Here is a 26,973-nt window from a genome sequence, read left to right on the forward strand (position 1 = left end):
TTTACAATTTGTTAAATTCTTATCTTTAAAGACTTTTAAAAAACTATTTAATTATGAAATTAAAATCAATATTAAGTGCTGCATTTGTTGCGACACTATTATGGTCTTGTGGTAATGACAAAGCAGAAAAGCCAACGACCCAAGAGGAACCTAAAGTAGAAACTGCTTTTAACTTTAATGTAGAAGAATTTGCAGATATTAAAATACTACGCTATCAAATTCCGGGTTGGGAAAAACTAACCTTAAAGGAACAAAAATTAGTGTACTATTTAACACAAGCTGGTTTGGCAGGTCGTGATATAATGTGGGATCAAAATTACAGACACAATTTAAAAATTAGAAAAGCATTAGAAAACGTGTATAGCAATTATAAAGGTGATAAAACATCAGATAATTGGAAGGCTTTTGACGCTTACCTTAAGCGTGTGTGGTTTAGTAATGGTATACATCATCATTATTCTAACGATAAACTTAAACCAGAATTTTCTCAAGAGTATCTAAAGGAAATTATGTCAGAAACAAACACAACATTAGCAGGTGAAGCTTTTGATGTAATTTTTAACGACCAAGATGCTAAAAAAGTTAATCAAGCTAAAGGAGTTGATAATGTCTTAGAAAGTGCAGTTAATTTTTATGGACCAAATGTGACTAATGCAGATGTAGAAGCGTTTTACAAAAAAATGAAATCTCCAAATCCAGACAAACCATTATCATACGGATTAAACTCGCAGTTAGTAAAAGAAGATGGTGTTTTAAAAGAGCGTGTTTATAAATCAGGTGGTTTATACGGTTCGGCAATTGATCAAATTGTAAATTGGTTAGAATTAGCAAAAGGAGTAGCTGAAAACCAAGAGCAAGCTACAGCCTTAGGACTTTTAATTAGATATTATAACACAGGAGATTTACAAACTTGGGATAATTATAATGTGGCTTGGACAGCAGCAACAGCTGGTAATGTAGATTATATTAATAGTTTTATTGAAGTTTATAATGACCCATTAGGTTATAGAGGGTCTTATGAAACTATAGTACAAATCAACGATTTTGATATGTCTCAAAAAATGGCAGTTTTATCTGAAAACGCACAATGGTTTGAAGATAATTCTCCTTTAATGCAAGAACATAAAAAAGAGAACGTGGTTGGTGTAACGTATAAAGTTGTAAACGTTGCAGGAGAAGCTGGAGACGCTTCACCAAGCACACCAATTGGTGTAAACTTACCAAATGCAAACTGGATTCGTGCAGCAGTTGGAAGTAAGTCAGTGTCCTTAGGTAACATCATTCATGCCTATAATAATGCAGGAAGTACAGGTCGTTTAAAAGAGTTTGTAAACGATGATCAAGAGTATGAGTTAGAAGAAAAATATGGTCAAATAGCAGATAAATTACACACTGCTTTACATGAAGTTATTGGACACGCGTCAGGACAATTAAATCCAGGTGTTGGAGAAACTAAAGAAACACTTAAAAACTATGCTTCAACTTTGGAAGAAGGTCGTGCAGATTTAGTAGGATTATACTATTTATACAATCCTAAATTACAAGAATTAGGATTAGTTGACGACTGGAAAAGTGTTGGTATGGCTGCTTATGATGGTTACATACGTAATGGTTTAATGTCTCAATTAATAAGACTTAATTTAGGAGATGATGTAGAAGAAGCACACATGCGTAACAGACAATGGGTAAGTGCTTGGGTATTTGAAAAAGGTCAAGCAGACAATGTTATTGAAAAAATAACAAGAGACGGAAAAACCTATTTTAATATTAATGACTACGATAAGCTACATGACTTATTTGGGCAATTACTGCGCGAAACACAACGTATTAAATCTGAAGGAGATTATAAAGCGGTTGAGGATTTAGTAGAAGGTTATGGTGTAAAGGTAGATCAAGCAATACATGCAGAAGTTTTGGAACGTAACAAACAATTTACATCACCTCCTTATAGTGGATTTGTAAACCCAGTTTTAGTACCAGAAACTAATGACGCTGGAGAGATTACTGCTATTAACGTAACACAACCAGAAAGTTTTGATGGTCAAATGTTATTTTATAGTAAAAACTACAACTTTTTACCAGAAGAAAATTAAAATTATAACGCTTTCGCGGAAATTAAAAAGCCTTAATCTAATTTAGATTAAGGCTTTTTTTATATTATAATTATAAGATGTTTTTTACTTAAAAATTACTTTAATAGCGACAATCATACCAACAAAAGCAAGAAAAGCTAATAGTATCCATAGGACACCTTTATAATGGACTTTGTGCAAGTTTAGATCCTTACGGTACATTCTAATCAGTACAATAATAAATGCGATAGCGAATAAAATTCCAAAAACGATTTGTCCTTTACTAAACATAATTTATTTTTAAGCAAAATTAGTAAAACTAAGTACTAACTTCAAGGAATAAAACAACAATTACATGCAAGATAAAATACAGGCTGTAAAAGCATTTCATACCGCTTTTAAAATAGGACACAGAGAAACACCTAAAGCAGATTTAGGTCTAGATAAAAACCTACTGCGTTACGAGTTAATGCGAGAGGAAAATGAAGAATATTTAGAAGCAGCAAAAAATAACGACCTAGTGGAAGTAGCAGATGCTTTAGGAGACATGCTATACATATTGTGTGGTACGATAATAGAACATGGTATGCAAGATAAGATAGAAGAAGTCTTTGCAGAAATACAACGTAGTAATATGAGTAAATTAGGAGAAGATGGAGAACCTATTTACAGAGAGGACGGTAAAGTACTAAAAGGTCCAAACTATTTTAAGCCTAATATTAAAGCAATATTAGACAAGTAATATATAATAATTACAACAAAAAAAAGCAACCAAATGGTTGCTTTTTTAGTTATCTAAAATTAGATAAAACTATTTATTAAAATTAAAGTTTAACTCGCCATCCAAAAGGATCTTCAGTTTTATTAGTTTGTATATTTATAATACGTTGTTTTAATTGTGACGCAAATGATTGGTCTTGCTCTGGTATTTCAAAGTCTTCACCTCTAAAACCAAAGCCGGAAATTGGCGAAATTACTGCAGCAGTTCCAGCACCAAACATTTCTTTTAAGCTACCGTTTTTAGCAGCATCAACTAACTCGCTAACTTTTACTTTTCTTACTTCAGTTTTTATACCTTCAGCTTCAGCTAATTGTAGGATACTTTTTCTTGTAATTCCATCTAAAATCCTATCACTAACTGGAGAGGTTAGTAAAGTGTCGTTGATACGTATAAACACGTTCATTGCACCAGCTTCCTCGATATATTCATGTGTAGTATCATCTGTCCAAATAACCTGTTGGTATCCTTTAGCTTTTGCTAATTGTGTTGGATAAAATTGTCCAGCATAATTACCACCAGCTTTAGCAAAACCTACACCACCATTAGCACTTCGTGAGTAAGTTTCTTCAATTAAAACATTTACTTTTCCAGAAAAATAAGCACCTGAAGGTGCAGTACAAATGATAAATTTATATTCGTCAGCAGGAGAGGCATGAAACCCTTTTCCTGAGGCAAAAATAAAAGGTCTAATATATAGTGAGCTACCTTCGTTAGTTGGAATCCAATCTTTTTCAACTTCTAAAAGCGCTTTTAATCCCTCAAGAAAATAATCTTCCGGAACTTCAGGAATTGATAAACGTTTAGCCGAAATATTTAAACGCTTTACGTTCTCTAAAGGTCTAAACATAAACACATCCTCAGTAGTATCCTTATAGGCTTTCATACCTTCAAAAATAGACTGACCATAATGAAAAATTTTGGCAGATGGATCTAAAGTAATTGGGCTATATGGTACAATTTCTGGCAGTTGCCATTTACCATCTTTATAATCACAAGTTAGCATATGATCTGAAAAAACTTGTCCAAAAGCTAAATTGTTAAAATCAACAGTGCTTAGTTTTGAAGTTTCAGTTCTAGTAATTTTTATGTCTTTTTTGGTTAAAGTTGCCATATATTGTGGTTGAATTTCTGTTACAAAAATACAGAAATATATATTAGAAAGTATGCTATTACGCTTAAAATACTATCTTTGGGTAACAAATTATAATAGAAATCACGATGAAAAATTATTTAATCTTATTTGCATTATTGTTAACAATAGTAGCTTGTAAAAATGAAACAAAACAAGACGACACAGTTAAAGACGAAGTTGTTACTGAAACGGTTGAGGTGAGTTACAAATCTTTTGGTAAAGAGATTAATGCTGATGACGCTGTTGCTTCTTCATCTATGCTTAGTCACTACGCAGACATGAAAGCAGGAGACAGTATCCCAACTAAAGCAACTTTAAAAGTAAAAGAAGTGTGCCAAAATAAAGGTTGTTGGATGACAGCAGACTTAGGAGATGGTAATGACGTTATGGTAAAATTTAAAGACTATGGTTTTTTTATGCCAAAAAATATTGCAGAACAGGAGGTTATTGTCAATGGGTTGGCTTTTGTTGAAGAAGTGTCAGTAGAGGAGCAACGTCATTACGCTGAAGATAAAGGTGCAGACAAAGCAGAAATTGAGGCTATTACTGAGCCAAAACGTACATTTTCATTTTTAGCTGATGGTGTATTATTAGTAGAAAAACAATAATATGAAACCTGTTTTTTGTTTTATAATTCTAGTCTTTTTTATATCATGTAAAGACAATGCTAATAAGGCTGTCAAAGCAGAGGTTATTTACGACATGTATGTACCTTCAGAAATGTCAGTTTTAATGAAAGAGCTGTATGCATTTAATCTTGAGCTTAAAAAACAGGTTGTAAAAGAAGAGGATTTAACACCTTTTCCGGAACAATTTTTAAATATTCATACTGCCCAATTATCAGACTTTAAAGCAAGAACCGAACGATTTAAAAGTTTTTCTAATATCTTTTTAACCGCTCAAAAGGAGATTTATAACAGTAGTTCTGATTTAAGTTTAAAAGACAGGTTTAATAATACGATTAATACATGTATCTCTTGTCACAGTTTAGAATGTACAGGACCAATTCCTAAAATTAAAAAACTTTTAATCTCACAATAGGTTGAAACCAATAATCGAAATTACAAAAGATGGTTCTTCAACGCTGTTGCACCCAAAATACAAAGCACATTATCATTCTACTTCTGGAGCAATAGAAGAGTCTGATTTTGTCTATCTTAAATCAGGATTGTTTTATTTTTTGTCTTCTTTAAAAAGTCAAGAAGTAACACAATCCTGTTCTATTTTAGAGCTAGGTTTTGGATCTGGACTTAACGCCTTTAATACGCTAGTTAAAACAGAAACACTACCACTAACCATTAATTATGTTGGTGTAGAGACGTTTCCGGTTACCATGGATATAATTAATCAATTAAATTTTCCAGAAGAATTATTGGTTCCAGAACAGCAAAACATATTTAATACAATGCATGAGGTCTCTTGGGACATACCACATAAAATAACACCAAGATTTACACTAGAAAAAAGAAACCAAGACATCTTTAATTTAAAAGCGAATAATCAATTTGATGTTATTTATTTTGATGCTTTTGGACCAACCGAACAACCTGAATTATGGACAGCCTCTATTTTTAAAATTATGTTTGAAGCACTTAAACCCAATGGTGTTTTAATGACCTATTGCGCTCAAGGTGCTGCAAGACGTGCTATGCAAAGCGTAGGTTTTAAGGTAGACCGTCTTCCTGGTCCACCAAGTAAACGACACATATTAAGAGCTGTAAAAGAAGCCTAATTAACTAGTATAATTTATATTATTTTACTAAACGTTAAAGCTTACTTAAAGCAATTACAATTAGTCAGACTTATTCGTATTTTTATATAAAAAAGAATGCGCATATTAATTACAGGAGCAACAGGTTTAATTGGTAGCGAAATTGTAAAACAATGTCGTTTAAATAATATTGCTGTTAATTACCTTACTACAAGTAAATCCAAATTAGAAACAGACCCAAACTATAAAGGGTTTTATTGGAATCCCTCAAAAAATGAAATAGACACAGCATGCCTAAATGAGGTTGATGCTATAATACATTTAGTAGGAGCTAGTATTTCAAAACGCTGGACAGCGTCTTATAAAAAAACAATTATGTTAAGTCGTGTCCAAACATCACAATTACTTTTTGATACGCTTAAAAATCATCCTAATCAGGTTAAACAAATTGTGTCTGCTAGCGCAATTGGTATTTATCCAAGTTCATTAACTAATTACTATTCAGAAGATTTTGACACAGTAAGTTCTTCGTTTTTAGGTCAAGTGGTAGAACAGTGGGAGCAGGTTGTAGATGCCTTTTCTACTTTAAATATTATGGTGTCTAAAGTTAGAATAGGATTGGTACTATCTGCAAAAGGTGGTGCGCTTCCTGAAATGGCTAAACCAATTAAATTTGGAGCAGGAGCAGCTTTTGGATCTGGTAAACAGTGGCAATCATGGATACATATTACGGACTTGGCTAATCTGTTTTTACATGTACTAGAAAACAAATTAGAAGGTGTATATAATGGTGTAGCACCAAATCCAGAAACTAACAAGCAATTAACAAAATCTATTGCACAACAGTTAAAAAGACCTTTGTTTTTACCTAACATTCCAGAGTCTTTAATGAAACTAATTTTGGGCGAAATGCATATTTTGTTATTTGAAAGTCAACGTGTAAGTTCTAAAAAGATAGAAGATACTGGATTTAGTTTTGAGCATTACAATTTGCAAAGTGCTTTGCAAGAGGAGTATTAATTGTTTTAAGTGAAATTATTACTGTCTTAAATTTTTAATTCTTTCTAGCAAAGTAGGATGAGAATAATGCATAAAAACATACGCTGGATGTGGTGTTAAATTGCTTAAACTGTTTTTAGATAATTTTTTTAAAGACGTAATTAAAGGTTCTGCTTTGTAGGTTGTTTTTGCGAAATTATCGGCTTGATATTCAAATTTGCGCGAAAACCAGTTCATTAATAATCCTGTGATTTCAGATAATGGCGAATATAAAATTCCGAAAGCAATCAGGCCTATATGAAAACTTGGTGTTGTAACACCTAATGCTTCGCTCAACATTGGGTTTCCTATTAAAAGCGATAAAACAAATAAGGTAAATCCAGTTAATAGTACAGAGGTTACTAAGTTGAAAATTATGTGTTTCTTTTTGTAATGTCCAACTTCATGGGCTAAAACAGCAACAATTTCTTCTTCATTTAAATCATTAACCAATGTGTCATAAAGTGTGACACGTTTTTCGCTTCCAAAACCAGAAAAATAAGCGTTTGCTTTTGTGCTACGTTTAGAGCCATCTATAATAAAAATTTTATCTAAATTAAAACCAACAGTATTAGCATAGTCAGAGATGGCAGTACGCAAACTGCCATTTTCCAATGGACTTTGTTTATTAAATATTGGCACGATTAGTCTTGAGTAAAATAGATTTACAAAGACCGTAAATACGGTTATTAGCATCCAAGCATATAACCAGAATTTTGAGCCTGTAGTTTGATAAAACCAGGTTAAAGCACCTAATATTAAACCACCAACCAAAATAGTCATCATCCAACCTTTAATTTTGTCTATGATAAAGGTTTTTTTTGTGGTTTTATTAAACCCAAACCGTTCTTCTATAACAAAGGTTTTATAATAAGAAAAAGGTGTAGTCAACACATCGCTACCTAACATTATTATTCCAAAAAAAATAAGTGTTACTAAAATAGAATTATTGGTTAACTGTCTTGCCAATTGATCTACATATGCAAAACCATCAAAAAAGAAAAACCCTAAAGTTAGTAGTATAGAAAACGTTGAGGTAAGCAATCCAAATGTATAGTTAGTCGCTTTGTAACGTTGTGATTTTTTATATTCTGCGTCGTCATAAACATCCATTAGCTCGTTAGGCAAAACATCATTATAGTGTTTTGCGTTAAGCGCATCCAGAATTTTATCTATTATAAAACTTATAATTAGTATGGCTATTAAAATGTAAAATAAAGTGGTTGCAGTCATTTGTTTATTTAAAATTACGCTGACGTTTAGCTTCAAAAATTAATATTCCAGCAGCAACAGACACATTCATGGAGTCTATTGCACCTTGCATTGGTATTTTTATATTTTGTTTAGACGCTTGTCGCCAAGTCTCACTTAAACCATCAGCTTCAGTACCAACAACAATAGCAGTTGCTTTGCTATAATCTTGTTCGTGATAATGCACAGCATCTTGTAAAATGGCACTGTAAATAGCAATATTATTTTTATTTAAAAAAGTTATAATATCTTCAGTGCTACCTGTCGCAATTTGGTTAGTAAAAACACAGCCAACGCTAGAACGTACGATGTTTGGATTGTACAGGTCTGTTTTTGGATTTGCAATAATTACAGCATCTACATTTGCAGCATCTGCAGTACGTAAAATGGCACCAATATTGCCTGGTTTTTCAGGTGCTTCAGCGATTAAAATTAAAGGATTGTTATTGTTAAAAACAACAGATTCTAATTGATGTGGTTTGCTTTTGGCAATAGCGATTATACCTTCCGTAGTTTCACGATAGGCTATTTTTTGGTAAACTTCTTTTGAGACTTCAATAATATCTATAGTCTTAGGTAAATCTTCAAGTTTTGTAATGTCATAAATTTCGGGTAAGACTAAAATAGTTTGTATGGCATACTGTCCGTTTAAAGCCAGCTGAATTTCGCGTTCACCTTCTAAAACAAACGTATTTGTTTTTTTGCGTTCACGGGATTTTTCTTTAAGTAAAACAATATGTTTTATTAGTGGATTTTGAGTGCTACTTATTTCTTTATTTGCCATTTTAAATGTTTAAAACCCTAATTATATTTCATCACAAATTTAAGCTAAATCTTGCAGTCTACAAGACTGATGCATTATCTAAAATTTATTTTGATATTTAGGTGTAAATACATAATAAATACGCTATAAAATAACAGATACTTTAAAAATTGAAGACTTATAAAAAATATCAAATTGCTACCTTTTTTTTGTAAAGAAATGTGATTAATTTCGACTTACTTAAGAATACTAAAAACCATTATTTAAATGAGAAAAATACTTTACACATTATCACTAGGTTTATTTTTGTTTTCATGCAAATCTGAAACAAAAACCGAAACTCAAACTGTGACAAACGAAGCAGAAAAAGCACCTACAGAAAAAGCAGTTAAAGAGACTAACAAATATCCGGAAAATTTAACTAAAGTATTTAAGGCACATGGTGGTTTAGAGCTATGGAAATCTATGCGATCTTTAGAGTTTACGCAAGAGAAGCCTGATGGAAAAGAAGTTACAACTACAGATTTATACAATAGAAAAGCCTTGTTAACATCTCAAAATTATGCTATTGGTTTTGATGGTCAAAAACCATGGTTATTAAATAAAACAGATAAAGAATATAAAGGTTATGATCCTAAATTTGGCTATAACTTAATGTTCTATTTTTATACTATGCCTTTTATTTTGTCTGACGACGGAATTAAATTTTCTGAAGCAGAAGCACTTACTTTTGAAGGTATAACTTATCCTGGAATTAAAATATCTTATGATAATGGTGTAGGCGCAACACCAGAAGATATTTACATACTATATTATAATGCCGAGACTTTTAAAATGGAATGGTTAGGTTACACAGTAAACTTTGTGCCAGGAATTGATACTAAAGAGTTACATTTTAGACGTTATGGTGATTGGCAAGAAGTAAACGGTTTACTTTTACCAAATACAATTACAGGTTATGGTTTTAAAGATGATAGGCCAACAACACCTAAAGCTCCTAATGTTTTTACAGATGTAAAGTTGTCTACAACAGCACCAGATGCAGCAATGTTTGTTAAGCCAGAACAAGCTAATTTTGTAGACTAATTTAAGTTATATATTATATTAAAAAGCTTCAGTATAATACTGAGGCTTTTTTTGTAAAGAATGTAATAATTTACGACTTAACTTTCTACTCATAAATAAAATATATTATAAATGAAACAATTACTGTATACCTTATTTTTAGGATTAATGCTTTTTTCTTGTAAAAGTGAAGTTAAAAAAGAAACTATATCTGAAACTGATTATTCTAAAGAAACATTGGATGTAACGACTTCAATCTATCCAGAAAATATATCTAAAGTTTTTGAAGCTCATGGAGGTTTAGATAACTGGAATCAAATGCAATCTTTAGCTTTTACCATGACAAAGCCAACAGGTAAAGAAGTGACCACAGTTAATTTAAAATCTAGAGAATCTGTAATTACTACCCCAAATCACACGCTAGGTTTTGATGGTAAAGACGTGTGGTTGGATTCAAAAAATAAAGAGGAGTATCAAGGTAACCCTAAGTTTTATTATAACTTGATGTTTTATTTTCATACAATGCCATTTGTGTTAGCTGATAATGGGATTAATTATGAAGTAGCTAAACCATTAAGCTTTGAAGGAGTGGAATATCCAGGAATAAAAATTAGTTATGATAATGGTGTAGGAGCATCTTCTGACGATGAGTATGTATTATATTATAATCCGACTACATTTAAAATGGAATGGTTAGCTTACACTGTTACATTTAATAGTAAAGCTAAAAGCGAACAATGGTCGTTTATCAAGTACAGTGATTGGCATACTATTGAAGGCATAGTATTACCAGAGATTTTAACATGGTATATTGTTGAAGATAATTTACCAGTTAAAAAACGAAACGATTTACAATTTACAAATGTTACTTTATCTAAGCAATCATTAGCTGCAAGTTCATTTGCAAAGCCAGAAACTGCTGTTGTAGTGGAGTAGTATTTACAATTTTATAAAACAAAAAAGGCGACCCTTTGGGTCGCCTTTTTTGTTTATGGTTATTTTGTTAATTAAACTGTCACACTGAGCGCAGTCGAAGTGCTTATTTAGTATTATGGTTTTTGTTTTACAAGGTCTTCGACTGCGCTCAGCCTGACATTGGTGATAAAATAATAATTAGTGTTGTTGTTACATTGATCGCAGTCAAAGTGCTTAGTTTATTGACTTATATTCCACTATATTTATAATGTGTTGCATTTCTACATTCAGATAAAATTTTAAGTAAATCAAAGTCCTTATTAATTAGAGCTTCTTTTTTAGATCTTGTCCAACCTTTAATTTTCTTTTCAAAATAAATGGCTTGGATTACATCATTAAATTCTTGGTGAAATTGACAAATGATTGGTCTTCTTTTGTATGTATAACTATTTCTGTTTTTACCTGATTGGTGTTCTTTAAGTCGTTTTTCTAGGTTATTTGTAATTCCTGTGTAGAACGAATTGTCAGAACATTTTAAGATGTAAACGTAATAGAAATACATTTGTGTTTGTTTAGTTTTAAGTTCTTCGACTGCGCTCAGCCTGACATTGTTGATAGAATTATGTTTATTAATTAAACTATCACACTGAGCGCAGTCGAAGTGCTTATTTAATTTTATGGTTTTTGTTTTGCAAGGTCTTCGACTGCGCTCAGCCTGACATTGGTGGTAAAATAATAATTAGTGTTGTTGTTACATTGATCGCAGTCAAAGTGCTTAGTTTATTGACTTATATTCCACTATATTTATAATGTGTTGCATTTCTACATTCAGATAAAATTTTAAGTAAATCAAAGTCCTTATTAATTAGAGCTTCTTTTTTAGATCTTGTCCAACCTTTAATTTTCTTTTCAAAATAAATGGCTTGGACTACATCATTAAATTCTTGGTGAAATTGACAAATGATTGGTCTTCTTTTGTATGTATAACTATTTCTGTTTTTACCTGATTGGTGTTCTTTAAGTCGCTTTTCTAGGTTATTTGTAATGCCTGTGTAGAACGAATTGTCAGAACATTTTAAGATGTAAACGTAATAGAAATACATTTGTGTTTGTTTAGTTTTAAGTTCTTCGACTGCGCTCAGCCTGACATTGGTGATAGAATTATGTTTATTAATTAAACTATCACAATGAGCGCAGTCGAAGTGCTTATTTAGTATTATGTTTCTTGTTTTACAAGGTCTTCGACTGCGCTCAGCCTGACATTGTTGATAGAATTATGTTTAGTACTTTAACTGTCACACTGAGCGCAGTCGAAGTGCTTATTTAGTATTATGGTTTTTGTTTTGCAAGGTCTTCGACTGCGCTCAGCCTGACATTGTTGATAGAATTATGTTTAGTACTTTAACTGTCACACTGAGCACAGTCGAAGTGCTTATTTAGTATTATGTTTCTTGTTTTGCAAGGTCTTCGACTGCGCTCAGCCTGACATTGTTGATAGAATTATGTTTATTAATTAAACTATCACACTGAGCGCAGTCGAAGTGCTTATTTAATTTTATGGTTTTTATTTTAGAGGTCTTCGACTGCGCTCAGCCTGACATTAGTACTAAAATGATAATTACTAATATTGTTGATAAACAGAGCGTAGTCGAAGCCTTTTTTTTATTAAATTCTATTTATTTCTTATACTTCTCAGAATAACGCTTGTACAATTCTGTTTGGTGTGTTTCTAAACTGATGTTACGACCTTGGATAAAGGCTTGGTCCAATTTGTTTGTTCTCATATCCAAAGCATCACCTTGGCTAATAAATAATGTAGCATCTTTTCCAACCTCTAATGAGCCTACTTTATCATCAACTCCCAATATTTTTGCTGTGTTTAATGTAATTAAACTTAAAGCTTGTGCTTTAGATAAGCCATAGGCAACAGTAGTTCCTGCTAAAAAAGGTAAGTTTCTAGTGTTCATACGTTCCATATCTCCTGCATTTTCTAATCCAACTAAAATACCAGCATTTACTAATTGCGATGCTAATTTGTATGGTAAGTCATAATCATGATCATCTCCATTTGGTCTAGAGTGCGTACGTTGTACTAATACAGGTATGTTGTTTTGTTTTAATAAATCAACAACATTATTTGCTTCATATCCACCAACAATAACTAAGTGTTTTATGTTTTCTGCTTTAGCAAAATTAATAGCGTCTGTAATTCCTTTCTCGTTATCGACATGTACAAAAAGTTTTTTGCTACCATCCATTAACCCTTCTAAAGCTTCAAAAGGTAAATCTTTTGGAGATGTTTTATTAGCATTATAGGCTTTACTTTGGGCAAAGTAATTGGTTAGCTCTTCTATCTCTTTTGCGTAATTTTTGTTTTCTTTTAAAACATTTGGTTCTCCTAACCACCAGCGACCTCTAGAGTAGGTGCTTGGCCAATTTAAATGTATACCATCATCAGTTTTGATGGCTGCGTCTTCCCAGTTCCAAGCATCTAATTGTACAACACTTGATGTTCCAGAAATGCGTCCACCACGAGGTGTAATTTGAGCCATTAAAACACCATTTGGTCGCATAGATTCTACTACTTTAGATTCGGTATTATAAGCAATAAGACTACGTATGTGTGGATTCATTGCACCAACTTCGTCATCGTCGTTGGTAGCACGTACAGCGTCTACTTCGACCAAACCTAAAGTTGAGTTTGGTGCAATAAAACCAGGATAGACATGCTTACCTTTAGCATCAATGATTGTTCCTTTTCTTGCAATTTTTGTGTTAGCACTACCAACAAAAGTAAGTGTACCGTTTTCAAACATTATTAAAGCATTTTCAATAACGTCACCATTTCCTAAATGTGCAGTTGCACCTTCAATAGTAATGGCTGTAGTTTGTTTATCTCCAGGCGTTTGTTGGGCAAAACTAATTACCGAAACACATAACGTTAGGATTAATATTTTAAATTTTCTCATGATTTATTATCGTTTTATTTCCGCTTAAGCGAAAAATTTATGAGTGTATATTTTATATTTTACTTTAGGTATTGACTAGTGTTGGTGGTCAATAGAATCGCAATGTAATAGCTCTTTTTCTTTTTTCTCAATAGGTTTTGTTTTTAACCCTTTGTTTTTAGCTTGAAGCATTAGCATTGTTAGTTCATTTTTCTCCTTTTTTATAGTCTCTCTAAGTTTAGCATCACGCTCTAAATCAAAATAAACTTTTCCTTCAATGATTGTTTTTTCCGCTTTAGCGTAAATAGACAACGGATTATCACTCCATAGCACAACATCTGCATCTTTTCCAACTTTAATACTACCAACGCGATCGTCGATATGTAATAATTTAGCAGGATTTAAGGTTACAAATTTCCAAGCGTCTTCCTCGCTAATATCTCCATATTTCACAGATTTAGCAGCCTCTTGATTTAAACGTCTAGACATCTCTGCATCATCACTATTTATAGCTACTAAAACACCAGCGTTATGCATAATTGGTGCGTTAAAAGGGATAGCATCATTGACCTCGTACTTGTAAGCCCACCAGTCAGAGAATGTTGATCCTCCAACACCATGTTCTACCATTTTGTCGGCTACTTTATAACCTTCTAAAATATGTGTGAATGTGTTGATTCTGAAGTTGAATTTTTCAGCAACCTTCATTAGCATATTAATCTCACTTTGCACGTAAGAGTGACATGATATAAAACGCTCTTTGTTTAAAATTTCGGCAATAGTCTCTAGCTCTAAATCTTTACGGTAAGGTTTACCGCTTTTCTTTAAAGCATCATACTCTTGTGCACGTTGGAAGTAGTCTGTAAATACCTGCTCAACACCCATTCTGGTTTGCGGAAAACGGGTTCTTGCATTGTCTCCCCAATTAGCTTGTTTTACATTTTCTCCCAAAGCAAATTTGATAAATTTAGGACTGTTTTGGTAGACTAAATTATCGGCTTTTTCTCCCCATTTTAATTTAATGATTGCTGATCGTCCTCCAATCGGATTGGCAGATCCATGTAAAATCTGGATACTAGTAACACCTCCAGCAAGATTACGGTAAATGTCTACATCTTCAGCATCCAATACATCTTCAATAGTTACTTCGGCAGTACTGTTGTGTCCTGCTTCGTTAACACTTTCTGTTGCAATATGCGAGTGCTCGTCAATAATTCCAGACGTTAAATGTTTATTAGTTCCGTCAATAACAGTTGCGTTACCAGCACTTAAATCAGTACCAATTTTTGCAATTTTTCCGTTTTTAATTAAAACGTCCGTATTTTTAACAATACCATCTTCCTCATTAGTCCAAACCGTTACATTTTTAAATAATAATGTTTCTTGCTTAGGTAAACTTTCCATACCATAAGCCATATTTGGATACGTTACAGGATAAATTTTAGGAGTTACTTCATTATTATCATCCGTTTTATCCTTGTCTTTTTTGTCATCTTCTTTAACTTTTTTATTGGCTAAAAAAGTCCCTTCGTTACCATTAGGGTAATATAATTTACCGCTTAACATGTTTGGGTTGGTTACGTTTGTTACCACTCTAACAAATTCTTTTTTTGTACTATCTGCAGCAGCAAAGGTTAATTGCATCCAATTATCGCTAAAGCTTATTTTTGAACCATAGTCTTTAGTTTCGGTTTTAACCTTAGATTTTAGTTTTTCAATTTCGCCAGAAATTTCTAACTCGTAATCCGTATTATCAAAATTAAAGGTATAACTACCACGTAAATCTGTAGTATTCATCGCTACTAATTCATCTTTAATTCCAGTTACCCAGTTTTCATAAATAGTCGTTTCTTTATCAAAAACGTCACCAGAAGTAATTAAAAAGTTAGCATAAGCACCTGATTTTAAATGTCCAAGCTCTGTTGATTTGCCAATAATTCCGGCAGGCACAGTTGTTAAAGCTTCTAAAGCTTTTGTTTTATCTAAACCATATTCAATAGCCTTTAAAATATTAGGCATTAATGATTTAGCCTCTTTTAATTTATGTGTGGTTAATGCAAACTGAATATTGTTTTCGGCTAAAATTTTAGGATTAGCAGGACTTTGGTTCCATGCTTTTAAATCTTCAAGACTAACAGATTGTGCCAATAGTGGATCTTCCATATCATATGCATCCGGAAAGTCTAATGGTAAAATAAATTTAGCATTGGTGTTTTTAATGTCATTAATAAGCTCATACTCATCACCACCTCCAACAAATACATATTGGATACCAAATTGGTCACCTAGTTTGTCAAAACGTAGCGCATTTATTTTTTTGCCAGCATCAAAAAACTGAACCAGATTTTTGTTAGCAATGTAAGCTTCTAAAGCACGATCTCTTTCTTTAATATTTCCTTTAGCATACCAATCTGCATCATGGTTTACTTGTCGTAATAACGCCATAGTTCCCATTAATGATGTTGGATAAGCCTGTCTAGAAGTTTTGCTTTTTGATGTTCCAGAAAATTGTCCAACTTTGTCATCCAATAATCTAGTAGCATCACTACCAGAATTAGCTAGTGTTACTAAAACACCAGTACCTTGGATTATACCATCATCAATATGTGAGGTTACAACACCAAAACCAGCTTTACGTAATTCTTCAGCTTTTTTGCTATCAAATTCAAAATGGTCTATTGCATTTTGGTCAGGTCTAATATGGTCATTCCAATAAAAACCTTCGCGACTAGCGTCATATTGCGGACTTCTGTTATTTCCAGAAGCGCTACTAGGTGTTTTTACACCAAAATCTGTATAAATATCTATAAAGGATGGGTAAATAGATTTTCCTGTTACATCAATAACAACAGCGTTTTTTGGGATAGTAACAGCAGCTCCAGAAGAGACAACTTTACCCTCTTTAATAAGTAAGGTTCCGTTTTCAATAACTTGATTAGGAGTGACGTAAATTTTAGCGTTTGTTAATGCTGTGTAATTAGACGTGTTGGTTTTTACACCATCGTTTTTAGGAACATACTCTTGCGCAAAAGAAAAATAACTGCACAACAGCAGGCTTAATGCTGCCCATTTTTTAATCATTGGTTGATAGTTTAAGGTTGATAAACACTAAAGATACGCATTAGCCAATATGCCAAACAACACCCAATTAGGATTTTAACGTTTTTATAAGATTTTATCTTCCAAATAATTAACCAATAAAGCCACCACATAGCTATAGCTATCCATACCTTTGGCTTGGTTGTTAGCTTTTAGGTAAGACGTGTAAGTAGATCTAAAAATTGGTTCCAACGGGTTTTTGTAATCATTCCAAAAATCTCTAACCTCTTGATAGTTTTTTATAATACCTATGTTAATAGTAGGTAATAATTTATAATATAAATCAGGATCACGTCTAAAAATTTCACCAAGACAATGTCTTAAACCAAAGGTGTATCCCGAATATTTAAAGTATATATTATCATTGCTAATAGTGGCTAAAAAGCCAATAAAATTAGCCTCGTTTTCTTTGGCGTAACCCAATTGGTGGGCTACTTCATGCGCAGCAGTGGTTGGGAATTTGTATACAGGAATCATATCATCCACCTGAGCCTCATTGGTTATTGGATTAAGGTAACCACTAAAACCCATGTACGTTAAAGGATAACTAAATAACGACTTTTTTAAACTTTTAGGATGGTATTCCAAATGCGGAAAATCAGTTTTTAAAGCTTCATTACTTTTAGGCGTTAATGCTAAAATTTCGGATTTAGTAAATGGTAAATCGACCTTCAAACTATCGTTTTTAGTAATCTTTAGATGTATGTAATTTGATTTTTCAATCAAGTTTTTAGTCACAGTAACTAATTGCTCAGTGGTGTAATCATCCTCTAAATTTAAATTTTTATGCAAAGGATTTCGGTAATAATTAAAACCCCAAAATAAATGAAACGCTATAAAAATAATACTTACAGCAGCAAACACATCAATTAGCCAATGGACAGTATCTTTCCAGATGCGTTTTACATTTAAAATTAGCCAACGGAAAATAAAAATAATACTAAAAGCATATAAAAAATCGCCAAAACTAAAAGGTAACCAACCCAAAGTATACCTAAATAATTTAGAAATAAAAGGATATAAACCATTACTATACACAACCTCGATTGTGTCCGGAAATTTAGCCACAACTTTCACCAATATATACATAGGTATAATCAGTAGCGCAATCCACAGTTTTTTGTTTTTTAGCATGACTCAAAAATAATTAAAAATTAGGACCAATCACTTAGGTTTATTTAAAAGGTTTCTACCTGCTGTCCGTTATATCTTTTTTTGCAAAAAAGGATGCCACTACCATCAGGAGTAGCGACTGAGGTTGTTTTTTGTTTTATAAAGGAATAAGAAACGTTTTAAAAAACTGAAAATCAGTTATTATTGAGGGAAACCGTAAAGTGGAACCAAATTATATCAATACATTTATTGTATAAATAAATAGATTGTTATTAAAGTTACTGTTTCAAAACCAAATTAATCCAATAGGATAAGATGCTTATGCTATGGATATCTCTCGTCATTTCAATAGTAATCAATTAATGCGTAAAAAAATTGTTGCTTATAGTGATGATGACCTTATACCTCAATCTATTTAAAACCAAAACCAATGAGCACATATTTAGAAAAAATGAAAGAATTAACGCTTTTACTTCCAGAAAATAAAACGTTTTATTTTCGAAACATGAGTGTTTATAATAAAGCTAATGAAGACGTAAAACAGGCTTTGGACAAAAATGCAGAATTGCTATTCACAAATGAGTTAAATACAGATTCAAACTTTCAAAAAAAGTATTGTTTTATCTTAAAAATATCAACCTATTTATATTGCTTTTATTGGTATTGATGTTTCTAAGTTTCGTAATGTATATGGTTACAAGTTTTATGAGTTAATACAATTCGCTTTATTAATTCAGTTATACTACCTAATGTTATTTCTAACTTAAAAAGGTTTCTAAATGCATCTGCAATTTGTACTTTTGTAATTCAATAAAAACTATACAAATGAGTCAAGACGTTAGAGCTTTAGAGCCAAAAGCATTATGGAATAAATTCGCAGATTTAAACGCAGTACCAAGACCTTCAAAAAAGGAGGAGCGTGTGATTAAATTCATGAAAGACTTTGGTACCAATTTAGGTTTAGAAGTTATAGAGGATGAGGTTGGAAATGTGATTATTAAAAAACCAGCAACTGCAGGTATGGAAGATCGTGTGACTATTGTAATGCAATCGCATTTAGATATGGTACACCAAAAAAATGCAGATACCGATTTTGATTTTGATACACAAGGGATCCAAATGGTAGTGGAAGGTGACTGGGTAAAAGCAAAAGGAACAACACTTGGTGCAGATAACGGTTTAGGAGTAGCTACAATTATGGCACTTCTTGAAAGTACAGATATACCACATCCAGCAATTGAAGCGTTATTTACTATTGATGAAGAAACTGGTATGACAGGAGCAATGGGATTAAAAGGTGGTTTATTAACTGGCGGAATCTTATTAAACCTAGATACGGAAGAAGATGACGAGATTGGTGTTGGTTGTGCAGGAGGTATTGATGTGACTGCAACAAGAACTTACGAGCAAGAAGAAACTCCAGAATTTAAAATAGGATTTGAAGTAAAAGTAAAAGGCTTACAAGGTGGACATTCAGGTATGCAAATACACGAAGGTTTAGGTAATGCTAATAAATTAATGAACCGTTTATTATTTGATGGTTTTGAAAACTTTGGTTTACGTATATCAGAAATTGATGGTGGAAGTTTACGTAACGCTATTCCAAGAGAAAGTAGAGCAGTAGTAGCAATAGATGCGATACATGAAGCTGCTTTTATTAACGAAATGGAAGAGTTAGGTAACACTATTAAAACCGAACTTAAAACTATGGAGCCTGATTTGGTGATTGAAGTCTCTAAAACAGAAACTCCAGAATTAATTATGGACCTTGGTGTACAAGAAGGATTAACACGTGCTATATATGCAGCAGTAAATGGTGTGTATCGTATGAGTGCAGATATTCCTGAATTGGTAGAAACATCAAATAATATTGCACGTGTAATTGTTAAGGATGGTCACGTAAAAATAGGATGTTTAACACGTAGCTCTGTAGAAAGTAGTAAAATGGACTTAGCAAATACGTTGCGTGCTGCATTTGAGCTTACAGGTTGTGAGGTTGAGCTTTCCGGAGATTATCCAGGATGGACACCAAACATGGATAGCTCGATATTAAAAGTTTTAGATAATTTATACCAAAAATTAAATGGCGAAAAAGCACATATTGCGGCTTGTCACGCTGGTTTAGAATGTGGTATTTTAGGTCAAAATTATCCAGATATGGAAATGATTAGTTTTGGACCAAACATTAAAGGCGCACATAGTCCTGACGAGCGTGCGCAAATATCGTCTGCTAAAAAATACTGGAACTTTGTATTAGAGATTTTAAAAGAGATTCCTAAAAAGTAATCGTAATAAGTAGTATTATATAAAATAGAAAAAGCACAATCTTAGATTGTGCTTTTTTATGTGATTTATTCAAGTTCGTTTAAACGTTTGTGTATATGTTTTGTTGCGTATTTTAAGCATTAAAGCTAGCAAATAAAACACAAATAGAAAGTCCGCGAGGATTTTCGTAAGTAGGCTAGAACTAGCAATAAATTATATACGGTTTTGTGGCACATATTTTATAATTCCGCTTTTAAATTCTATAAAATCATAATGGATATGGTCAAAGTCTTCGTTAATATTCCATTTTCCATTATTATATAAAAACGAAGTATAATAATTAATGAATGGTCTCCTTTTGTTTTTTAATTCTGGATTGGTGTATTCAAATCTCAAAACCAAAAAATCATTTTCTTTTGGAATATATTCAAAGTCAAATTCTATTCCCAAATTTATGATTCCGACAATTTTTTCTGCGGTCAATTCGTCATTTAATTTATCTGCTGATGATTGATATTGCCAATTCATTCCGTCATCTGCTCTTTCTCCTATATATTTTTTTAAAGTCCAAATAAGCTCTTTTTCTTCATACTTCTCTTTTCTGAATTTCACTCTATTCTTTCGAGAATTTTTATGGTGAATTATTTTTTCATTCTTATCCTGCTTTTCTTCGTTAGACTTGACAGTAATAAATTCGAATGTTATTTTTCTTTCAGACATTTTGTTACTTAATGTTCTTCGTGTATGGCACAAAGTATAGCGAATATGATTCCGTTTCAATGAATTATATTCGAAGTTAAACGAAGTTAGTTGAAAAAAAGGACAAAGTCAAATTTGTAATTAATGCAGTATCAGAGTAAAGGTTGAGATAAAGTTGATTAATACACACAAATAGTGTTTGCTAAAAAATACTGGAACTTTGTATTAGAGATTTTAAAAGAGATTCCTAAAAAGTAATCGTATTAAGTAGTATTATATAAAATAGAAAAAGCACAATCTTAGATTGTGCTTTTTTCATCTTCGTTAAACGCTCTAGGCTATGAGTAGTTGTGTGTAAATAAGCGACTATTTTCGGATTTAGCACAAGCCAGATTTTTAATTTTACCATTTATCTATTTATTGAAAATTGTCCAATTTAAAAATTTGGCGACTTTCCAAAAACGAGTTAACTTCATTTAAGTAACTACTCAACTATGAGCTATATGCGGTATTAGCTACAGACTTTTTTACAGTTTAAATTCAGTTGTATTTTCATTGGTGTTAAATATATGAGGATAGTGCTCTTTTACATTTTTTATCATAAAATCAACAGGAACATCATCAAAATAACCATAATCATCTATATATTCCATAAACCTATTTCCTTCGCTATTAAATTGTTGTAAAAATGAATTGTTTTCTCCGTCAAAATCTAACGGTTCAACATTTAATTTTTCACACAATGATTTGTTAAAAGCAGGTGACATTTTTAGCCATTTATTATTGAGGTAAACGTTAACCATTCCGTGTGGTGTCAATTCATTTGAGCCAAACTTTTCCGTTAATCTTTCGACAGCAATGTGATTTTTAACTTTTCCTAAATGTAATCTTGCTGGTATTCCCAAAGCACGAAGGCAAGAAATTAAGATTATTGATTTCTCAACACAGTTTCCCGATTGTTTTTCGGCAATTAGGCTCGACTTATATTTCTCTCTTAAAAGACTTATGCTATATGGATCATATTTCCATTTATCGCGCACTTTGTTATAGATTCCGATTGCTTTTTCCTTATTATTTAATTGTGTTGTTTTAAATTCTGATATAAGGTTCTGAACTGAATTATTTTCAAAATCAAAATAATATGTAGGTTGTAAATAGTTCATTATCTGTTATTCGTGTTTTTTAGTTTGTGGCTAAAGTATAGCGAATATGATTCCGTTTCAATGAATTATATTCGAAGTTAAACGAAGTTAGTTGAAAAAAATGATAAAGTCAAATTTGCAATTAATGCAGTATCATAATAAAGGTTAATGTAAGTTTGATTAATACACGCATATAGTGTTTGCTAAAAAAATACTGGAATTTTGTATTGGAGATTTTAAAGGAGATTCCTAAAAAGTAATCTTATTAAGTAGTATTATATAAAATAGAAAAAGCACAATCTTTAGATTGTGCTTTTTTATTTTATTACTTGTAATTATCTGTTAAGTAATTATTTATTTACTGCGTTATACGTCTTTTTACAAAGTAGCGTGTCCATAATATTTTTTTCGTAGCCAGAAAGAGACTCTAACTAATAAAATCAGCGCAGGAACTTCAACTAAAGGACCAATAACACCAGCAAAAGCTTGTCCAGAATTAAGTCCAAAAACAGCAATAGCAACAGCAATAGCTAGTTCAAAATTATTACCAGCAGCAGTAAAAGCAACAGAAGCGGTTTTATCATATTCTGCACCAGAAGCTTTTGTAAAGAAAAATCCGATAATAAACATTAGTAAAAAATAGATAAGTAATGGTACTGCAATAATTAAAACATCCATTGGTATTTGTACAATTAACTCACCTTTTAGCGAAAACATAATGACTATTGTAAATAATAGTGCAATTAAAGTCATAGGAGATATTGTTGGTATAAATGTATTAGTATACCAATCTTCACCTTTTAATTTTACTAAAATTTGTCTACTTAAAATCCCTAAAAGAAAAGGGATTCCTAAATATATAGCGACACTTTCTGCAATGGTACCTATTGAAATATCTACGATAGCACCTTCAAATCCAAAATAAGGAGGTAATATGGTTATAAAAAGCCAAGCGTAAAAACTATAAGCAAATACTTGAAAAATGCTATTTAAAGCGACTAAACCTGCTCCATACTCGCTACTGCCTTCTGCAAGATCATTCCAAACCAATACCATTGCAATACAACGTGCTAAACCAATTAAAATTAACCCAACCATATATTCTGGATAGTCTTTTAAAAACGTAATAGCCAAAATAAACATTAAAACAGGTCCAATAATCCAATTTAGAATAAGCGAAATTGACAATATTTTAGTGTTTCTAAAAACCTTTGGTAATAAAGCGTAATTAACTTTTGCTAATGGTGGATACATCATTAAGATTAAACCAATTGCAATTGGGTAATTTGTAGATCCACTACTAAAGGAATTTATAATATCTGGAAAGGTTGGTATAAAATACCCAAGTCCAACACCAATTATCATTGCTACAAATATCCATAGCGTTAGATTTTTATCTAGAAAACTTAATTTTTTTGTAGCCATTTTTATGATTTTATTTGAGAGAAAACAAAAAACATTTCAGTTGCTATTTGCAAACTTCTTTCGTTGTATTTTTCTTCTTGTTGTGGTGTGTTATCAAATGCTTTTGGATCTTCAAAAGTAATAGGTATACGTTGCTCAGCACCAGCAATAAATGGACAACCACCATCTGCTTGACTACAAGTCATAATTGCAGCAAATTGTGATTGCGGATTAAAATCGTCATCTAATGTTTTTGAAAAACCAATAATTGGATGTTCGTTATTAGAATATTTGATTGAATAAATTGGATTTTTATCGTTTGATAGAGCCTTTATTTTAAACCCAGATAGGTTTAATGTTTTAATAACCATTGGGTAAACTGCTGTTGCTTCCGTACCACCAGAGTAACAAAATACGTTTTTAATAGCAAAGTAGCTGGCTATTGTTTGTGCCCAAATTTGCGATAAATGACTGCGTCTAGAATTATGTGTACAAATAAAATTAATACGGATGTCTTGGTTATTATTCACCTTTGATTGTATATAATCTGCCAAAGGTTGTAATACTTCTTTTCGTGCTTCAGAAATGGTATCAGGTCTTAATTGCTTAATTGTTTTTTCTATGTCTTCAAATAGCATAGGCTGTGTATTAGACTTCATTGTAAGTTGATTTTAAAAAACAGTTTGTATTATATGACAATATATTTTTTGATATTTAAATTAATTCTATTATTGATTAATTCATTGCAATGTTACGATTAATATTTAAACATTCAAATAAATTATATATCAATTATGTATTAGTTTACATAAAGTTAATCTTAGAATTGTTGTCTGTTAATGGATTTATGCTTTTGTGGTAACGGTTCCGTTTATATCGCAGCTTAATTTAACGGTATTATAAATGGTTCCAAATTTTTCAATATTTTTTTCAGCAAGTTCACGTTTAGATTTTTATCTGTAGTCTCGATTATTAATTGATAGTCTATTTGATCCATTCTTGGTGGTTTGTCTAGACGTACGCCTTGTACTGTAATGTCTGCGGAAGTGTATTCAAATTTCATTAAAACAGAAAAACGTTGTATATTTTTTAAAATACAAGCAGCAAAAGCACTTAAAAATAAATCAGCAGGACTAGCAAGTGTATTGTTAGATTGTGGTGTAGTACCAAATTGTATTGAAGTCTCTTTTATAGTGATTGAAGCGTCCTTATTGGCAAAGGATTTAGCGTTAATACCGTAGGTCATAATTGGTATACTTTATTACTAATGTTTTTATTCTAATATTTGATAATCTATATCCAGTTTGCGCAAGGCTCTTAAAGCAGATCCTGAGTTTTTGTCATCTACATCAAAATCTATAGGATCTCCTTCTAATAAGATTTCTGTAAATTGAAAGGCTTTTGCTGCATTAATATCTATTGCAATAGCTTCGATACAATTAGCAATTCCTTTTTTATCAGGTCTAATTGCGTCGCAGGATAATAGGTTTATTTTCATAATAGTAATTTACTAATTTAAAACCATATACTTTAGTACGTACAAGGTTATTATTTATAAAACTCTATTTAGTTTTTGCAAGTGTAACTAAAGCAAAAAAAGTTGCTAAATCTATTACATGTGTAATATTTATAGCAACTTTAATTTTAAAATTAGTTAGATTTTATTAATTGTACAATCCTTTAATTTTTTTAAGTTTTGTATCCCATAATTGTAAATCATCCTTATGCTTTTTAATGTTTTTATGCACTTCTTTAACTAATGGATTATCTGATTTTACATTTGAGAAAAATTGTAAATTATTTTCAAGTTGAATAATTTCACTTTTAATTTCATCTACTTTTTTCTGGATGTAAAAACGCTCATTGTCAATAGCGCGACTGTCATCACCAGAAGATAATTGATCTAACTTGTTTTCAAATTTTATCAACTCGGCTTCCGTTTTATTTAAGTCCAAAGATTTAAATAATCCATCAAGTGTATCATTAAAGTCGTTTTCTATTTGTTTCTTATTACGTGGCACGCGACCTAAAGTTTTCCAGCTATTAATTTGTGTTTTTATAGTTGCTAAGTCCGTTTTTTGATCTCCAGAAAGTGTCAAGTTTTTAACTTCAGATAGTAAGGCTTCTTTTTGTGTAAAAGCCTCTTCCTCTTCAGCACTAGCTGCATTACGTTGTTCTTTAATGCGATCAAAATAGTGGTTACAAGCACTTTTAAATTGCTTCCATATTTTATCACTATCTTTTCTAGGTACATGTCCAATACGTTTCCAATCGCCTTGAATTTTTTTCATCAACTGCGTTGTTGCCTGAAAATCTTCACTGTCTTTATTGTCTTCAGCAATTTTAATTAATTCTAGTTTTTTCTCTAGATTATCGTATTGGTCTTTCTTTAAACTTTTATAAAATTCGTTTTTACGTCTGTTAAAACCTCTTACAGCTTCTTTAAATTTAGCCCAAGTTGCTTCGTTAACTTTAACAGGTACTTTACCTGCTTTAAAAAACTCTTCTCTTAAGGCTTCAATTTCTTTAATTTTATTTTGCCAACCACTATGATTCGTGATTTTTTCACTTGCTTTTTCTTCAATAAGCGTGATTATCGCCTGTTTATTTAATAAGTTTTGCTCATAAACAGTGTCCAGATTTTTAAAGTAATCTTGACGCTTAGCGTTAATTTTTTTAGTCGCTTCTTTAAAGCGTTCCCAAATTGGTTCTCTATGTTCTCTGGCTACAGGTCCAAGTTCTTCTTTCCAAATCTTATGTAAATTTTGAAGTTCTCTAAAGGCTCTGTTGGTATTTTCATCATTAGCTAATGCTTCAGCTTGCTCGATAATTTTAGTTTTAAGCTCTAAATTATGTTCAAAATCTTTATCACGCAAATCTCTGTCTAAATGTAGTAGGTCGTAAAAACGTTCTACATTAAAATGGTAGCTATTCCAAGCGTTGTTATATTTATCTCTTGGTATTGGACCAGCAGTTTTCCATTGGTCTTGTAACTCTTTAAACTTTTTGTATTTAGTGTTCATAGAGTCTTCAGCATCTTCTGTTAATGCTTTAATACCTTCTATGATGTCTAATCGATTAGTAAGATTTTGCTTGTGGTTTTGTTCAATATTTTTGTAGTGACCACTTAAGCGTTGTCTGTAATCTTTATAGTTATCTTTAAAGCTTTGTTGGATAGGTGTGTGATATCTAAAGTCAATCTCATTACCACCATTACTTAAAAACTCTTCTTTTTTCTCGTCTAAAAGCTCATGAAACTGCTTGTCAAATTCTGTTTTGATGGCATCTACATGTTTTTTAATAGCTTGTACTTTTTCGTTTTTAACCAAACGCTCAAGTTCGATAACCAATTGCTCTAAATTAAGCGATTCGTAATCTTTATCTTCAATGTTGTGCCTGTCAACGTTACCTTCATCTTCAGCATCTTCTGCATTAGAATCTTCAATTTCATTTAAAACATCATCGTTATCTTCTACTTTAGAAGTTACTTCTTGTGGTGTTTCTGGTTGTACGTTTTCAGTGTTTTCTTTCGTTCCATCTGCATTTTGCAGGTTATCTAGCTCTGACATTTTTAA

General features: G+C 31.7%; 25 protein-coding genes. 10 read left to right on the forward strand and 15 right to left on the reverse strand.

All coding sequences use genetic code 11. From position 1 onward, the window contains the following. The first annotated feature begins 53 nt into the window (after positions 1-53). Positions 54-2,093 (forward strand): dipeptidyl-peptidase 3 family protein, encoded by a 2,040-nt coding sequence (locus AC0L3M_RS00400; protein ID WP_473431424.1) that lies wholly within the window; start codon positions 54-56, stop codon positions 2,091-2,093. A gap of 334 nt (positions 2,094-2,427) precedes the next feature. Continuing rightward, entirely contained in the window at positions 2,428-2,814 is a 387-nt protein-coding gene (locus tag AC0L3M_RS00405) for a pyrophosphohydrolase domain-containing protein (protein ID WP_145000492.1), read from the forward strand. An 82-nt stretch (positions 2,815-2,896) separates the two neighbouring features. Here the strand turns inward: AC0L3M_RS00405 and AC0L3M_RS00410 are convergent, their stop codons facing one another. Next, the gene (locus AC0L3M_RS00410; RefSeq protein ID WP_145000490.1) at positions 2,897-3,964 is read right to left on the reverse strand and encodes a branched-chain amino acid aminotransferase; all 1,068 of its coding nucleotides are present in this window, start codon (positions 3,962-3,964) and stop codon (positions 2,897-2,899) included. A gap of 107 nt (positions 3,965-4,071) precedes the next feature. Between AC0L3M_RS00410 and AC0L3M_RS00415 the strand changes: the two genes are divergently transcribed. The 4 genes from AC0L3M_RS00415 (at position 4,072) to AC0L3M_RS00430 (ending at position 6,716) form a co-directional block, all read left to right on the forward strand. Continuing rightward, positions 4,072-4,593, forward strand: a complete 522-nt coding sequence (locus tag AC0L3M_RS00415; protein ID WP_473431425.1) for a DUF4920 domain-containing protein — start codon at positions 4,072-4,074, stop codon at positions 4,591-4,593. A gap of 1 nt (position 4,594) precedes the next feature. Continuing rightward, positions 4,595-5,026: a hypothetical protein gene (locus AC0L3M_RS00420; protein ID WP_473431426.1), complete on the forward strand. Its 432-nt coding sequence runs from the start codon at positions 4,595-4,597 to the stop codon at positions 5,024-5,026. 1 nt (position 5,027) lies between these two features. Continuing rightward, entirely contained in the window at positions 5,028-5,717 is a 690-nt protein-coding gene (mnmC2, locus tag AC0L3M_RS00425; RefSeq protein WP_473431427.1) for a tRNA (5-methylaminomethyl-2-thiouridine)(34)-methyltransferase MnmC2, read from the forward strand. A gap of 96 nt (positions 5,718-5,813) precedes the next feature. Then, complete coding sequence (locus tag AC0L3M_RS00430) at positions 5,814-6,716, forward strand: TIGR01777 family oxidoreductase (RefSeq protein ID WP_473431428.1); 903 nt, start codon at positions 5,814-5,816, stop codon at positions 6,714-6,716. An 18-nt stretch (positions 6,717-6,734) separates the two neighbouring features. Here the strand turns inward: AC0L3M_RS00430 and AC0L3M_RS00435 are convergent, their stop codons facing one another. Beyond that, on the reverse strand, positions 6,735-7,967 hold the full coding sequence (locus AC0L3M_RS00435) for a M48 family metallopeptidase (protein WP_473431429.1): 1,233 nt from the start codon (positions 7,965-7,967) through the stop codon (positions 6,735-6,737). A gap of 4 nt (positions 7,968-7,971) precedes the next feature. After that, positions 7,972-8,769, reverse strand: coding sequence for a TrmH family RNA methyltransferase (locus AC0L3M_RS00440; RefSeq protein WP_473431430.1), 798 nt, complete (start codon positions 8,767-8,769; stop codon positions 7,972-7,974). 246 nt (positions 8,770-9,015) lie between these two features. Here AC0L3M_RS00440 and AC0L3M_RS00445 point away from each other — a divergent pair, with 246 nt between their 5' ends. Both AC0L3M_RS00445 and AC0L3M_RS00450 read left to right on the forward strand, forming a co-directional pair. Next, positions 9,016-9,834 carry a DUF6503 family protein gene (locus tag AC0L3M_RS00445; RefSeq protein ID WP_473431431.1) on the forward strand — a complete coding sequence of 273 codons (819 nt, stop codon included), beginning with the start codon at positions 9,016-9,018 and terminating at the stop codon, positions 9,832-9,834. A 111-nt stretch (positions 9,835-9,945) separates the two neighbouring features. After that, a complete protein-coding gene (locus AC0L3M_RS00450) occupies positions 9,946-10,749 on the forward strand; it encodes a DUF6503 family protein (RefSeq protein ID WP_473431432.1) in 804 nt (267 codons plus the stop codon). A gap of 226 nt (positions 10,750-10,975) precedes the next feature. Here the strand turns inward: AC0L3M_RS00450 and AC0L3M_RS00455 are convergent, their stop codons facing one another. The 5 genes from AC0L3M_RS00455 to AC0L3M_RS00475 all read right to left on the reverse strand — a co-directional run bounded on the left by AC0L3M_RS00455 (position 10,976) and on the right by AC0L3M_RS00475 (position 17,909). Continuing rightward, on the reverse strand, positions 10,976-11,290 hold the full coding sequence (locus AC0L3M_RS00455) for a GIY-YIG nuclease family protein (protein ID WP_473431433.1): 315 nt from the start codon (positions 11,288-11,290) through the stop codon (positions 10,976-10,978). 226 nt (positions 11,291-11,516) lie between these two features. Then, a complete protein-coding gene (locus AC0L3M_RS00460) occupies positions 11,517-11,831 on the reverse strand; it encodes a GIY-YIG nuclease family protein (protein ID WP_473431434.1) in 315 nt (104 codons plus the stop codon). Positions 11,832-12,404: 573 nt separating this feature from the next. Then, positions 12,405-13,697: an amidohydrolase family protein gene (locus tag AC0L3M_RS00465; protein WP_473431435.1), complete on the reverse strand. Its 1,293-nt coding sequence runs from the start codon at positions 13,695-13,697 to the stop codon at positions 12,405-12,407. 75 nt (positions 13,698-13,772) lie between these two features. Then, positions 13,773-16,757 (reverse strand): amidohydrolase family protein, encoded by a 2,985-nt coding sequence (locus AC0L3M_RS00470; protein WP_473431436.1) that lies wholly within the window; start codon positions 16,755-16,757, stop codon positions 13,773-13,775. Between the two features lie 84 nt (positions 16,758-16,841). Continuing rightward, on the reverse strand, positions 16,842-17,909 hold the full coding sequence (locus AC0L3M_RS00475) for a DUF3810 domain-containing protein (RefSeq protein ID WP_473431437.1): 1,068 nt from the start codon (positions 17,907-17,909) through the stop codon (positions 16,842-16,844). 409 nt (positions 17,910-18,318) lie between these two features. Here AC0L3M_RS00475 and AC0L3M_RS00480 point away from each other — a divergent pair, with 409 nt between their 5' ends. Together AC0L3M_RS00480 and AC0L3M_RS00485 are read left to right on the forward strand one after the other, a co-directional pair. Continuing rightward, on the forward strand, positions 18,319-18,555 hold the full coding sequence (locus AC0L3M_RS00480) for a hypothetical protein (protein WP_473431438.1): 237 nt from the start codon (positions 18,319-18,321) through the stop codon (positions 18,553-18,555). Positions 18,556-18,713: 158 nt separating this feature from the next. Then, positions 18,714-20,174 (forward strand): aminoacyl-histidine dipeptidase, encoded by a 1,461-nt coding sequence (locus tag AC0L3M_RS00485; protein WP_473431439.1) that lies wholly within the window; start codon positions 18,714-18,716, stop codon positions 20,172-20,174. Between the two features lie 192 nt (positions 20,175-20,366). Here the strand turns inward: AC0L3M_RS00485 and AC0L3M_RS00490 are convergent, their stop codons facing one another. From AC0L3M_RS00490 to AC0L3M_RS00520, 7 genes are all read right to left on the reverse strand, one after another. After that, on the reverse strand, positions 20,367-20,765 hold the full coding sequence (locus AC0L3M_RS00490; protein WP_473431440.1) for a hypothetical protein: 399 nt from the start codon (positions 20,763-20,765) through the stop codon (positions 20,367-20,369). Between the two features lie 614 nt (positions 20,766-21,379). Then, a complete protein-coding gene (locus AC0L3M_RS00495; protein ID WP_473431441.1) occupies positions 21,380-22,015 on the reverse strand; it encodes a transglutaminase-like domain-containing protein in 636 nt (211 codons plus the stop codon). Between the two features lie 357 nt (positions 22,016-22,372). Further along, on the reverse strand, positions 22,373-23,419 hold the full coding sequence (arsB, locus tag AC0L3M_RS00500; RefSeq protein ID WP_292943735.1) for an ACR3 family arsenite efflux transporter: 1,047 nt from the start codon (positions 23,417-23,419) through the stop codon (positions 22,373-22,375). Between the two features lie 2 nt (positions 23,420-23,421). Further along, entirely contained in the window at positions 23,422-24,057 is a 636-nt protein-coding gene (locus tag AC0L3M_RS00505; RefSeq protein WP_473431442.1) for a low molecular weight phosphatase family protein, read from the reverse strand. 224 nt (positions 24,058-24,281) lie between these two features. After that, positions 24,282-24,644 (reverse strand): OsmC family protein, encoded by a 363-nt coding sequence (locus tag AC0L3M_RS00510; RefSeq protein ID WP_473431443.1) that lies wholly within the window; start codon positions 24,642-24,644, stop codon positions 24,282-24,284. Between the two features lie 27 nt (positions 24,645-24,671). Next, positions 24,672-24,896 (reverse strand): hypothetical protein, encoded by a 225-nt coding sequence (locus AC0L3M_RS00515; protein ID WP_473431444.1) that lies wholly within the window; start codon positions 24,894-24,896, stop codon positions 24,672-24,674. Positions 24,897-25,062: 166 nt separating this feature from the next. Then, positions 25,063-26,967: a DUF349 domain-containing protein gene (locus AC0L3M_RS00520; protein WP_473431445.1), complete on the reverse strand. Its 1,905-nt coding sequence runs from the start codon at positions 26,965-26,967 to the stop codon at positions 25,063-25,065. Between the last annotated feature and the right edge of the window lie 6 nt (positions 26,968-26,973).

The organism is Olleya sp. KJ81-1, assembly GCF_055808135.1.